12 protein-coding genes and 1 riboswitch are annotated in these 12241 nt (G+C 45.2%); of the genes, 11 read left to right on the top strand and 1 reads right to left on the bottom strand.

All coding sequences use genetic code 11. The annotated features are described in order from the left end of the window. From AC0VYG_RS18115 to AC0VYG_RS18095, 5 genes are all read left to right on the top strand, one after another. A complete protein-coding gene (locus AC0VYG_RS18115; protein ID WP_475429312.1) occupies positions 1-1227 on the top strand; it encodes a 3-deoxy-D-manno-octulosonic acid transferase in 1227 nt (408 codons plus the stop codon). A 22-nt stretch (positions 1228-1249) separates the two neighbouring features. After that, a riboswitch (TPP riboswitch) is annotated at positions 1250-1362 on the top strand. Positions 1363-1411: 49 nt separating this feature from the next. After that, positions 1412-2413 carry a thiamine ABC transporter substrate binding subunit gene (gene thiB / locus AC0VYG_RS18110; protein ID WP_475429311.1) on the top strand — a complete coding sequence of 334 codons (1002 nt, stop codon included), beginning with the start codon at positions 1412-1414 and terminating at the stop codon, positions 2411-2413. Then, positions 2413-4017 (top strand): thiamine/thiamine pyrophosphate ABC transporter permease, encoded by a 1605-nt coding sequence (gene thiP / locus AC0VYG_RS18105; protein ID WP_475429310.1) that lies wholly within the window; start codon positions 2413-2415, stop codon positions 4015-4017. Before thiB ends, thiP begins: the two co-directional genes overlap by 1 nt. Further along, complete coding sequence (locus AC0VYG_RS18100) at positions 4004-4705, top strand: thiamine ABC transporter ATP-binding protein (RefSeq protein WP_475429309.1); 702 nt, start codon at positions 4004-4006, stop codon at positions 4703-4705. Before thiP ends, AC0VYG_RS18100 begins: the two co-directional genes overlap by 14 nt. A 150-nt stretch (positions 4706-4855) precedes the next feature. Then, the gene (locus AC0VYG_RS18095; RefSeq protein ID WP_475429308.1) at positions 4856-5743 is read left to right on the top strand and encodes a DMT family transporter; all 888 of its coding nucleotides are present in this window, start codon (positions 4856-4858) and stop codon (positions 5741-5743) included. A 146-nt stretch (positions 5744-5889) separates the two neighbouring features. On the opposite strand, the gene AC0VYG_RS18090 is transcribed toward AC0VYG_RS18095, so the two are convergent. Then, positions 5890-6630: a MipA/OmpV family protein gene (locus AC0VYG_RS18090; protein ID WP_475429307.1), complete on the bottom strand. Its 741-nt coding sequence runs from the start codon at positions 6628-6630 to the stop codon at positions 5890-5892. Positions 6631-6897: 267 nt separating this feature from the next. Here AC0VYG_RS18090 and rpsF point away from each other — a divergent pair, with 267 nt between their 5' ends. From rpsF to AC0VYG_RS18060, 6 genes are all read left to right on the top strand, one after another. Further along, on the top strand, positions 6898-7311 hold the full coding sequence (rpsF, locus tag AC0VYG_RS18085; protein WP_067013621.1) for a 30S ribosomal protein S6: 414 nt from the start codon (positions 6898-6900) through the stop codon (positions 7309-7311). A gap of 23 nt (positions 7312-7334) precedes the next feature. Then, positions 7335-7565, top strand: coding sequence for a 30S ribosomal protein S18 (gene rpsR / locus AC0VYG_RS18080; RefSeq protein WP_067013623.1), 231 nt, complete (start codon positions 7335-7337; stop codon positions 7563-7565). A gap of 22 nt (positions 7566-7587) precedes the next feature. Continuing rightward, entirely contained in the window at positions 7588-8454 is an 867-nt protein-coding gene (locus AC0VYG_RS18075; RefSeq protein WP_475429306.1) for a YybS family protein, read from the top strand. A gap of 19 nt (positions 8455-8473) precedes the next feature. Continuing rightward, positions 8474-8917, top strand: a complete 444-nt coding sequence (gene rplI / locus AC0VYG_RS18070) for a 50S ribosomal protein L9 (RefSeq protein WP_475429305.1) — start codon at positions 8474-8476, stop codon at positions 8915-8917. 123 nt (positions 8918-9040) lie between these two features. Next, positions 9041-10417, top strand: a complete 1377-nt coding sequence (gene dnaB / locus AC0VYG_RS18065; protein WP_475429304.1) for a replicative DNA helicase — start codon at positions 9041-9043, stop codon at positions 10415-10417. A 90-nt stretch (positions 10418-10507) separates the two neighbouring features. Then, positions 10508-12070: a methyl-accepting chemotaxis protein gene (locus AC0VYG_RS18060; RefSeq protein ID WP_475429303.1), complete on the top strand. Its 1563-nt coding sequence runs from the start codon at positions 10508-10510 to the stop codon at positions 12068-12070. The last annotated feature ends 171 nt before the right edge of the window (positions 12071-12241 follow it).

Here is a 12241-nt window from a genome sequence, read left to right as displayed (position 1 = left end):
ATGTGGCTATATCGCTTATTGTTATGGGTTGCTACGCCGCTTATTCTCGTTAAAGTGCGGCGTTTTAAAAAAGGCTATGACCACTATCGAGCGAAAGAGGCGTTAGGTGTTTGGCCTTCAGTGAAGGCAGACCTTTGGATTCATTGTGCTTCTGTTGGCGAGGTGTTAGCGGTTCGTCCATTAGTGGAGCAATGGCGAGCTAAATATCCCAATCGCCCTTTGCTGATTACAACCATGACGCCAACCGGGGCGGAACAAGTGGCAAAGACCTTTCCATTTGCTGAACATCGATATTTACCCATGGATTGGCGTTGCAGTGTTAGGCGAGCGCTTAAGCGTCTTGAGTGTCATCATTTGCTGATTGTCGAAACGGAGCTTTGGCCGAATCTCTTACGTCAGGCTAAGCGCAAGGGCATAAAGGTTGATATTGTGAATGCTCGCATGAGTGAGCGCTCGTTTCGTCGTTATGAAAAGTTTTCCATGGTGTCACGTCCCCTGATGCAATTACCGGATACGTTTCTTGCTCACGCTCAAGCCGATGCGGATCGCTTTGCGGCCTTAGGAGCAAAACAGGTCATTGTTACTGGCAGTATTAAATTTGATTTGACGGTGCCAGAAGCAGTTGTTGCAGATAATTGGCAAACTCAGATAACCAGTCCGTTTGTTTGGGTGGCGGGCAGTACCCATCAAGGGGAAGATGAGATCCTATTAACTGTCCATCGACAGCTGGTGGAGAAAATACCCGGCGCACTTTTGGTGCTTGTACCTCGCCACCCAGAACGCTTTGCCGCGACTTTCGAGTTAGCAAAAGGCATGTTTGATAAAGTGGCGTTACGCAGTGGCGTTGAGTTATCTCAGTGGGCCGATTTTAATGTGATCATTGGCGATACCATGGGAGAGTTAATGCACTATTATCAGGCGGCGGATTTGGCTTTTGTCGGCGGTAGCCTGATTCGTCGTGGTGGTCATAACCCTATAGAGCCTGCGCTTTTGGGTAAAGCGACCTTAGTAGGCCCACATACGTTTAATTTCGCAGAGATTACCGAACAGCTGTTGCGAGCCAATGGGGCGATTCGTTGTCAGGATGAAGCCCAGTTAGCAGAGGTGGTGCTATCGTTGTCTGGAAAAGCGAGCCAGCGTCATCGTCTTGGCCAAGCCGCGATGCGATTCGCTCAACAAAATCAAGGCGCGGTAACTCGAGTGCTATCAGAAATAGACTTCCGCTGAACGACTCTTTACAATACTCACACATTATCTCATGGGGTGTGTTCATTATCTTGTTATGAACGCTGAGAGGCTCACGCTAACCCATTGAACCTGATCCAGATCATGCTGGCGTAGGAATCGAGATAGCAAGTTATGCTTGCCTTTTCCCTCCCGTACGCCGCTCAATTTTTTAGGAGCGACAATTATGAATAAATCTTTTGTTTTAGCCTCTTTGGTGGCAGGGGCGCTATCGTCTTTATCTGCCAGTGCGACGGCGAAAACCTTAAATGTGTACACTTATGATTCTTTTGCTTCAAAGTGGGGGCCGGGTCCAGCAGTTAAGGCCAATTTTGAAAAAGAGTGCGGTTGTACCTTGAATTTTGTTTCCGTTGATTCCTCCGTTGGAATTCTATCGCGTGTGCAGTTGGAAGGATCAAGTTCCAATGCTGATGTGGTGTTAGGACTGGATTTAAACCTGATGCATAAAGCGGAAAAAACGGGGTTGTTAGCCAAGTCGGGGGTGGATACCAGTAAAGTGACCTTACCAGGCGGTTGGCATAATCCTATTTTTGTGCCGTTTGACCATGGCTATTTTGCGTTTGTTTATAATTCAGACAAGCTTAAGACGCCGCCGACCAGTTTAAAAGACATCGTCGATAATCAGCATTTACGGGTGATTTATGAAGACCCTAGAACCAGCACCCCAGGTTTAGGGTTGTTGCTGTGGATGAAGTCTGTTTATGGGGATAAAGCCTCTCAAGCGTGGGCGACCTTGGCAAAACATACAGTTACGGTGACTAAGAACTGGTCAGACGCTTACAGCTTATTTTTAAAGGGAGAAGGGGATGTGGTGTTGAGCTACACCACTTCTCCTGCCTACCACATTATGGAAGAAGGAGTGACTAAGTATAAAGCGGCTCCAGCAAGCGAAGGTTACTATCCTCAAGTGGAGGTCGCGGCGATGATGAAACATGCGCCACACCCTAAATTGGCTAAAGAGTTTATGGCATTTATACTGACCCCTGGCTTTCAGTCGACGGTGGCGACGGGAAACTGGATGTTGCCAGTGATTAAGTTGCCCAAAGGGTTGCCTAAAGCCTTTGCAAGCAGGCAACGACCGACTAAGGTGCTGACACTGCCAGCGGCCGAGGTGGCCAGCCATCGTGCCCAGTGGACCAACGAATGGCTTGAAGCGACGACTCGCTAATGCCTGGAAAGGGTTATCATCTCGCTACTTGGTTTCGGTTAACGCCTGCTTTGCTTGGCTTATTGGTATTTGTGTTGGTGGGAGCTGCCAGTCTGGCAGCTCTTTTGCGTTTTAGTCAGTTCGAGTCTTGGTCTGGTTATTTACACAATATCTATCTTTGGCGTGTTGTTCGCTTTTCTCTTTGGCAAGCCCTGCTGAGCAGTGTACTGAGCTTATTGATAGCAGTGCCCGTTGCTTCCTGTTTAACCCATCGTCGGTTTAGGGCGCGCGGGGTGTTGTTGCAGCTGTTTGCTGTGTCTATGGTTGTTCCGACCATCGTGGCGATCTTGGGAATCGTGGTGGTGTATGGCCACTCAGGTTGGTTGCATGCCTTGTTTGGTGTTGAGACACCGCTTTATGGGTTGCTTGGAATTTTATTGGCCCATGTGTTTTTTAATATGCCATTGGCGGTTCGCTTGTTATTGCAAAGTTATGGGCTGGTACCGTCTGGTCAATGGCGGTTAGCGTCTCAGCTTGGGTTTTCTCGCTGGACGGCGTTTCGCTTAATCGAGTGGAGTTATATTAAAAAAGCCTTGCCGGGTGCATTTGTCTTGATTTTTATGTTGTGCTTTTCGAGTTTTTCGGTGGTATTAAGTCTAGGGGGCGGTCCGAAATCAAGTACGTTAGAAGTGGCTATTTATCAGGCATTAAGGTTCGACTTTGATCTTAATAAGGCGAGTTTTCTGTCTTTGTTGCAGGTGAGTATTTGTAGTCTCGTTGCTTTAATGGTGTATCGGTTTGCCCCAGCGAACCAGCAAGATGTCAGCTTACTAGACGCTCGTCTATACCCTTTAAAAGACAGTATTGTGGCTCGGTCCGGGGATAGTCTGGCCATGGCGTTAGCGGTCTTTTTAGTGATTCCTCCTTTTTTGGCGATTTTTGATCCCATTTTCTCGATAACGTTTTATCAGACTCTTATGGCGGATGCGACGTGGCAGGCCGTATGGGTATCGCTGAAAATTGCCATTCCCGCGGGCTTGTTAAGTTTGTTTTTGGGGGGCAGTTTTGGCGTGCTGGCTCGCACGGCTATGGATCGAGGGCGGCTGGCTTTTTTATCCAGTAAAATCGAACAGTTGGGCAGTATGATTCTTATGGTGCCAGGGCTAGTGTTGGCAACGGGACTGTTTTTATGGTTGCGAAGCATTGGTTTAAGCCCCCAATCTGGATATTGGGTGGTGGTCTGGGTTAATGCTGTGATGGCTTTGCCCTTTGTATTGCGAGCCTTGATGCCAGTGTTATATCAGCAAGAAAAACGCTTTCGTAACCTGTATACAAGTTTGGGCATTCATGGGGCGAACCGGCTAGTGATTGAGTGGCCGCTGATTCGGAAAAGTGTTTCTCAGGCATTTGGTTATGCCGTATTGCTTTCCCTCGGGGATATGGGGGTGATTGCGTTATTTGGTAGCCAAGGCTTGGTGTCTTTGCCTTTGTATCTCTTTCAATTGATTGGCTCTTATCGACTACAAGAGGGCTCTTGCATCGCGGTTATTTTGATTTGTCTGTGTTTGCTGCTTTTTTATCTATCGGTACGTTTTATTGGCGGAAAAACACATGTTAAGTATTGATTTATATTATGACTGGGACACGTTCCATGCTCATTACCAAACGTCTTTAGCGCCGGGTATGACGACGTTATTAGGTGCCAGTGGGGAAGGGAAAAGTACCTTGTTGCATTTGCTTGGCGGTTTTCTGCAAGGCCGTGGCCGTGTGTCTTTTCAGGGGCAGGCTTTAGAGCATTTATTGCCTTATGAACGTCCTATTTCGACCTTGTTTCAAAGTGATAATTTGTTTCCTCAATTGACTGTTTGGCAGAATGTGGCCGTGGGGATCGCTCCTTCGTTGTCATTGCAGGCTGAACAAAAGGCTAAGGTCAGTTGGGCACTCAAGCAAACACAATTATCGGATAAGGCGGATCAATATCCACAAGCTTTGTCTGGTGGACAGGCGCAGCGTGTTGCCATTGCCCGAGTACTGGTGAGAGAAAAACCTATTTTATTATTGGATGAGCCGTTTAGTGCTCTCGACCCAGCATTGCGAGAGGAAATGTTAGCCTTGGTGAACGATGTGACTGAGCGTTTTGACATGACGACGTTGCTTGTCTCTCATATGCCAAGCGAGGCGGTTTTTGTTGGTGGAAAGGTGATGTTGATTGAAAAGGGCAAAATTATGGCAAATGAAGAGGCGTCAGTCTTGTCCGGTGGTCAGATTCCCGAGGCGTTTTCGCATTACCTAAGGATGACAACGGCCTCCTAAAGCGTTTTATCCTACTGGATAAAGTCGAGATGGGTTGTGGAAATATAATGCTATTTGCTTGTTTTGATTAAAAATGCTTTTGCCTTCACTTGTCTCGTGACATGTTGCTGCAGTCTCAGTATATTTGAGAGAGTTAGGGCGATTTAATAGATGGAGAGTGCAATAGTGGCTGGCTTAGCGAATGAGGCGGATTTACTCAAAAAAGGGATTATTGCCACCGTTGTGTATGCCTTCATCATGTCTATTATGGGGGTGGCTGCAAAACAGGTTCAGCAGACGATCCAAGTACCTGTTTTGGTATTTTGGCAGAGTGTGTTTTGTATTATTGTGCTGTATCCCCAGCTTTATGGACATTGGCAACGTCGTTCAAAAGAGGTTTGGAAAATTCATTTTCTGCGCAGTGTCGGGGGCTTTTCTGGTTTTCTATTTTACTATTTGGCGCTGAACCATATTCCTCTTGTTGAAGCCACCTTACTACGCTATTGCGCGCCACTTTGCGTGCCTTTTGTGGTGCTGGTGATGCATAAAATTACCATACCTAAAGCGCGTTGGTTGCCGTTAATCATTGGTTTTATTGGGGTGTCTTTGGTCATTCAACCTAGTATTGACCATATTGATCCTTGGCAAATTGTTGGGTTGTTATCGGCGGTAGGATTGGCGTTTTCTATGGTAACGACACGAATGCTGTCCCATCAGGTGAGTGGTCAAGAAACCATGATCGTTTACTTTATCATCTCGGCGTTATTATCGCTTTTGCTGGTACTGGTACGTGGTGATTCCCTTGTTTTGCCAATGTCGACTTGGCCTTGGGTGTTGACGGTCTGTGTGACTTTGTATTTGGGCATGTATTTATATACAAAAGCTTATTCCTTTGCCCCAGCCAGTATTGTTTCTCCTGTTAGTTATGTCGGGGTGATTTTTAGTGGTCTTTGGGGATGGGCAATTTGGGGGCATGTGCCTAATGCACTTGCGGTCCTGGGTATTGTCTTTATTTTTTTCAGTGTATTGATCAGCGCTCGCATGGTTCGACGACGATAACGCTATGCTTGTTAGGCTTTGTCTGCCTTTTATTTACTACGATTTAAGAGTGTGGCGATGCCAATACCGACAGGACGATCTCTCATGGGGACCCAAGCCATATAGCATAGCTTGGGAGTATTCGATATTCGAAAGCCTATGTTTGCTTAGAAGTGGTAAATAATCCCAGTAGAAAGAGAATAGCTATAGTCTTTCGTCACCATTGGACTGTCTAACACTCTTTTGTAGTCCGAATGACTGACCCCTACAAATAGGTTTAAAGAAGCATTGACACTGTAGTCACCGCGCACGGCAATGGTCATTTTGTGTGTGCTGGTTGAGTTGTATTCTGGGATGATACCACCTGTTCTGATGGATTCTGCTTGGCTAACACCGTAAAGGTGGTTGCTCATTTTTTTATCCAGATATTTATAGGTAATTGATGGTGTAACTCTCCAAGCAGAGACATTAACAGGGTAGGCTGCACCGACTAGTCCATAATAACCATCATGTCGATTGCTAATATCGGTCACGAATTTAGCAAACAAAAAATTGTATTTGAGGCGTATCCCCGTCATGGCTGCAGCTTTGCGTCGGTCCAGCTGTTGCATTTGTTTATTATTAGAATCATCAGGATCAAAACTATCCATGTTGTATTCGACAATAGCCGAAATGTTTTGACGGGACCCATTTGGTAAAAAGCTATAGCCCACTTCTGTACCTTTTAGGTAGCCGCGTTCGCTGACAATGGAAACAAAAGGAAACGCAGCATTTTGAGGCGGAGTGTCTTTATAGACAGAAGACGCGCGAGTGCCTACGACACCAAATGAAAGGTCGGCACCAAAGGCGTTACTACTTAAGACCAAAGGCGTTACTATGGCGATTAGACAGGGGAGAGAACGCAACATGGGTGTAAATCCTTTCATAACATTGACACAATGATAAATTAAGTAAAGAAATTGTATGCTATGAGTATTATTGTGCTTTGTAAATAAATTAAGACCATATTGCATATCTTAAAGAGTGGGTGGGAAATTTATCCATCAAAGCATTAGTAAAGCGTTTATTTATTGTGCGATCTGCTATATACTTCGCGTCCCTGTAAATCAATACTCCTTGTCTCACAGCTTCATAACAGGGGAAGTGTGGAGACTAAGAACCCATAAGGAGCTTAAATGCGTCATTATGAAATCGTCTTTCTGGTTCACCCAGATCAAAGCGAACAAGTACCAGCAATGGTTGAGCGTTACACTAACCTAATCACTGAAGATGGCGGTCAAGTTCATCGTCTAGAAGATTGGGGTCGTCGCCAACTAGCTTACCCAATCAACAAAATTCACAAAGCACATTACGTTCTTATGAACGTTGAGTGTTCTGATAGTGTTTTGAACGAACTAAACGACACTTTCCGCTACAACGATGCGATTATCCGTAATTTGGTTATTCGTCGTAAAGAAGCGGTAACTGACGTTTCTCCAATCAAAGCTTCTGAAGGTCGTGAAGATCGTCGTTCTGCTCCTCAACGTGAAGAGCGTAACAACACTGAAAACACAACTGAAGAAACGTCTTCTGAAGAATCAGAAGATTAATTTATTTGAACTAGGAGATACTCATGGCTCGTTTTTTCCGTCGTCGTAAGTTCTGCCGTTTCACAGCAGAAGGCGTTAAAGAAATCGATTACAAAGATTTAGAAACACTAAAAGGTTACATCACTGAAACTGGTAAAATCGTACCTAGCCGTATTACTGGCACTAAGGCACGTTACCAGCGTCAGCTAGCGACTGCGATCAAACGCGCTCGCTACATTGCTTTACTTCCTTACACTGATAGCCACTTTAATTAATTGGCAGGGCTGAAGTAACAGAATGAGTGGTTTAGCAAAATGGGTTATGCAACGTCCTCGTAATGCCATTATTGGTGTGATGGCGTTTAGTATAATTCCTCTCTTATTCTGGATAGCTGCCGCCATTGTTGGGCTGGTAGTGCTTCGCCGTGGTGTAAAAGAAGGAATACCTGTATTAGCTTGGGGCTGTCTGCCTATATTGGTGTTGACAGTCATCCAAGGTGATGCAAGTGCGATAATGGTATTGATTGACGTGACGGTGTTGGCCTATTTACTTAGATCGACAACGTCGTGGAGTTGGGTGTTATTGGTCAGCAGTTTTCTAGCTGTCATTAGTACCATGCTGCTACCACTCATTATGCATGATATGTTGACGCTTGTTACTAACATGATTCAACAAGTCTTGGTGAAAGAGAAAGTAGCGGCTTTACCTGATAAAAGTGTTATTTACCATCAGGCGGTGATGGCCTTGTCTATCGTCCAAGTGATGGCTGCGGTTGGCTCGTTATTTTTAGCGAGAAAATGGCAGGCGGGGCTCTATAATCCAGGTGGATTGCGTAAAGAATTCCATGAACTAAGGTTGCCAATAGCATTTAGTTTGATTTTGGGGGCAATGGTGTTACTAGGCGAAAGTCTAGGGGGCCAGTACCTTATTTTATCTCAAGCAGCTATTCCAGCGTTGGTATTATCCGGTCTTGCATTAGTACACGGTGTTCTAGCAAAAAAAAGAATTGGGGTTGTTGGACTGATTGCGTTTTATCTTGTTGGTATCGTTTTTTTGCATATGTTGTTTGTGAATATTTTGATTACGCTGAGCGTAATTGATAGCTTCGTTGACATACGAAAACGCATCCGAGATACGTCATCCAACTCAAGTGATAGCGAATGATTAATTAGAGGTGATCGAGATGGAAGTTATTCTACTCGACAAAGTAAACAAGCTAGGTGGTATTGGTGACGTTGCTGTCGTTAAACCAGGTTATGCTCGTAACTTTTTGATTCCAAACAAAAAAGCTGTGATGGCAACAAAAGCTAACTTAGCTTCTTTTGAAGAGCGTCGTGCCGAGCTTGAAGCTCAAGCGGCAGAGCGTAAAGCAGCGGCTGAAGCGCGTGCTCAAACACTTGAAGGCAAAACATTCAAAGTCGAAGCGAATGCTGGCGATGAAGGTAAGCTTTTCGGTTCTATCGGTACACGTGATATCGCTGAAGCTATTTCTAAAGAAGTGGCTGTTGAAAAGGCAGAAATTCGCCTTCCAGAAGGTGCTATCCGTCATACTGGCGCTTTCGAAATCGACGTACAAGTACACCCAGAAGTGCTTGTAACCGTGACGTTGGAAGTGGTTGCTCAGTAATTCGTTTTAACGAATCTCTGACACTGAAAAAGGGTATCTTGTTTAATGCAAGATGCCCTTTTTTTATGGTCATGGTAAGCTTGTTTCCTTGTCATTTTTCCATTCTTTCTTGGGTGTTTTTACGTGCAATTAAACGATTCTGAAGTCGCTTCTATCAAGCTACCACCATATTCTATCGAAGCGGAACGTTCTGTTATCGGTGGTCTAATGCTGGACCCACAAGCGTGGGAAAAAGTGTCTGAGTTGGTCTTAGCTGACGATTTTTATCGTCCCGAACACAAGCTTATTTTTTCCGTCATTGCCCGTTTAGTGGATGACAGTGAGCCCGTTGATGTTGTCACTATCGGGGAGCGTCTTGATAAACGGGGGGATTTAGAGTCCGTCGGTGGTATGGCTTATCTTATCGAAGTGGCTGAGGCGACGCCAAGCGCCTCTAACATCGCTTCTTATGCGGATATTGTGCGTGAACGCTCGATTCTGCGACGTTTGATTATGACCACCAGTGATATTTCTGCTCGTGCTTTTCATCCTGAAGGAATGACGGCAGCAGAAGTATTGGATGAAGCGGAACGAAAAATTTTCCAAATCGCTGAAGGGGGAGAGAAAAAAGGCGGGCCTAGAATCGCCTCTGATATCTTAAGCGCCACCGTGGATAAGATTGATGAGCTGTATCATCAGGATGGGGCGATTACTGGATTGAGTACTGGCTTTACGGATTTAGATAACATGACGGCAGGCTTGCAACCTGCGGATTTAATTATCGTCGCTGGCCGTCCTTCCATGGGGAAAACGACGTTTGCGATGAATCTGGTTGAAAATGCGACCATGATCAGTGAGAAGCCTGTGATTGTCTTTAGTTTGGAGATGCCCGCGGAAGCCCTTATGATGCGTATGCTGTCCTCCCTTGGCCGGATTGACCAAACACGCATGCGTTCAGGGCAGTTAGTGCAAGAAGACTGGGACAAACTGATGTCAGCGGTGAAAATGCTCAAAGATCGTAAGCTGTTCATTGATGACACAGGGGGCATTAGCCCGACAGAGATGCGCTCTCGTGTGCGCCGTATCGCTCGAGAGCACGGTGGTGTGGCCATGATCATGGTCGATTACCTTCAATTGATGCAAATACCCGGTTTCACAGAAGGTCGAACCAATGAGATTTCTGAAATCTCACGGTCTTTAAAAGCCATTGCTAAAGAAATGGAGTGTCCAATGGTGGCACTTTCTCAGCTTAACCGTAGCTTGGAGAATCGTCCAAATAAGCGTCCAGTCAACTCGGATTTGCGTGAATCCGGTGCCATTGAGCAGGATGCCGATGTGATTTCCTTCGTCTACCGTGATGAGGTTTACCACGAAGATACGCCACATAAAGGTATTGCTGAAATTATTATTGGTAAACAGCGTAATGGTCCGATTGGCACCTGCCGACTTGCTTTTGTCGGTAAATACACGCGCTTTGAAGATTTGGCGCCTGATGCCTACCGTGATTTTGATGATGAGTGATATTTTTTAATATCGATATTAATTGATTGATAAAATGCAACTGGACAAATAAAGTTACAAGCTCTAATTATTATAAAACGAGATGAATATATGCGTAAGATGCCTGTTACCAACAAGGAATGTGATTATCCGAGCAACTATGTGCTTGTCTCTAGTACGGATGTGAAGGGGCGAATAACCTTTGTCAATGATGCCTTTTGTGAAGTGGCTGGTTACACTAGGGGAGAGCTCATTGGATCACCGCATAACCTTATTCGTCATATTGATGTGCCTCCAGCTGTATTCGCCGATATGTGGGCAAATCTAAAGCAGGGCAACAATTGGATGGGGATCGTAAAAAATCGCTGTAAAAGCGGTGATCACTATTGGGTAAGTGCCCACGTTAGTCCTTTGATAGACAATCAAAAGATTATTGGTTATGAATCCGTCCGTCGTAAGGCGACAAGGGATGAAATTCATCACGCACAAAGTATTTATGATCGTATCAATGCGGGTAAAGGCCTGTTACCCACTAAGACAAAACTACTTGCTTATTTGACCAATCATACTTGGCCGGTACTGTTTTTCTTCGTGTTACTAGGGATTATCAGTCTGTTAACCAATTCACTTGCGCTGCAAATAGCTGGCCCAGTAGTAGCCTTGCTAGGTTTTATACTGTCTTGGGTACAAAGTGAATCTCTCAATGCTACTGCGTCTGCTTTACCCGTGGAAGCCAATAATCCGATTGGCCAGTATCTTTATACAAAAAGTGTGGGTTTAAAGGCGGCGATCCCCTTCGCTCATATTCATCAACAAGCGGCGGCGGACACATTTCGCTATCGTTTAAAAGAAGGGGCAGCGCAATTGCGTCGGCGAGCAGCAGGCGCCAAAGAAAGCGTCACTGGCAATTTGGCAAATTTTAATCAGCAGCGCCACACGTTTCAGAGTATTGTATCGGCCAGTTCACAAGTGCTGGCCAGTGCAAACGATGTGTCTGATCATGTAGGGAAAGCCGTTGAGGCGACTGGGGAAGTAGAGGTGGCTTCCAGAGAAAGTCAATCGCTCGCCAAGATAACGGGTGATACCATGCGTGAGGTTTATCAGGAAATTTTAGCCGCGAAGAAAGTCGTGGAAATCTTGGCATCACAAAGTGATGGTATTAACACCGTGGTCAACTCCATCAGTGATATTGCGGAACAAACGAATTTATTAGCATTGAATGCGGCTATTGAGTCTGCGCGTGCGGGCGAAGCGGGACGAGGTTTTGCCGTTGTGGCGGATGAAGTGCGAGCGTTGGCGATTCGTACTCAAGATGCGACTCAGAATATTCATAAAATGACTGAAACCTTGAAGAGCAATACCGTTGAAGTCACTAAAACCATCGATAAAGGGGCGGCGGTTGCCCAGGATGGTGTAGAAAAAGTGACGCTTGTCGCGGAAAAAATGAAAGATATTGAGGTGTCGATTAGTCGAATTGTTGAGATGACTTCGCAAATCAATGTGTCGTCTGAAGAGCAAGCGTCGGTTGCTCGGGATTTGAATAATCAAATGCAAGAAGTTGATGGGTTAAGTTTAAGAAGTATTGAAAGTGCGGAAAGCATTGTGACGAATATTGCCCATATTGAAGAAGAAGCTTATGAGCAAGGCAACTTAGCAGAGCGAATGAAAGCCTAACTAAACACTTGCTGGCGATGAAAAAAAGCCCAAATGCAGATTTACTTAGATTAAGTTAACCTGCATTTGGGCTTTTTTGCTATCTCACTGGTATTTGTTGTGGGTTATAGCTGAGTTTTGAGTACGTATTTGTTATGGTTTATGCAATTGATTGTTAAGGAATAGAGTTGG

The sequence above is a fragment of the Marinomonas sp. 63XJN7_7_ISO-PGPR-S23-202 genome (genome assembly GCF_056173505.1).
This window is presented reverse-complemented; position numbering and strand designations above follow the sequence as displayed.

Excerpts from the sequence above, each read along its gene's own strand:
- thiP (WP_475429310.1), top strand. The coding sequence starts at position 2,413 with ATGCCTGGAAAGGGTTATCATCTCGCTACTTGGTTTCGGTTAACGCCT.
- AC0VYG_RS18075 (WP_475429306.1), top strand. The coding sequence starts at position 7,588 with ATGAGTGGTTTAGCAAAATGGGTTATGCAACGTCCTCGTAATGCCATT.
- rplI (WP_475429305.1), top strand. The coding sequence starts at position 8,474 with ATGGAAGTTATTCTACTCGACAAAGTAAACAAGCTAGGTGGTATTGGT.
- AC0VYG_RS18090 (WP_475429307.1), bottom strand. The coding sequence starts at position 6,630 with ATGTTGCGTTCTCTCCCCTGTCTAATCGCCATAGTAACGCCTTTGGTC.
- rpsF (WP_067013621.1), top strand. The coding sequence starts at position 6,898 with ATGCGTCATTATGAAATCGTCTTTCTGGTTCACCCAGATCAAAGCGAA.
- AC0VYG_RS18115 (WP_475429312.1), top strand. The coding sequence starts at position 1 with ATGTGGCTATATCGCTTATTGTTATGGGTTGCTACGCCGCTTATTCTC.
- AC0VYG_RS18060 (WP_475429303.1), top strand. The coding sequence starts at position 10,508 with ATGCGTAAGATGCCTGTTACCAACAAGGAATGTGATTATCCGAGCAAC.
- rpsR (WP_067013623.1), top strand. The coding sequence starts at position 7,335 with ATGGCTCGTTTTTTCCGTCGTCGTAAGTTCTGCCGTTTCACAGCAGAA.
- AC0VYG_RS18095 (WP_475429308.1), top strand. The coding sequence starts at position 4,856 with ATGGAGAGTGCAATAGTGGCTGGCTTAGCGAATGAGGCGGATTTACTC.
- AC0VYG_RS18100 (WP_475429309.1), top strand. The coding sequence starts at position 4,004 with ATGTTAAGTATTGATTTATATTATGACTGGGACACGTTCCATGCTCAT.
- thiB (WP_475429311.1), top strand. The coding sequence starts at position 1,412 with ATGAATAAATCTTTTGTTTTAGCCTCTTTGGTGGCAGGGGCGCTATCG.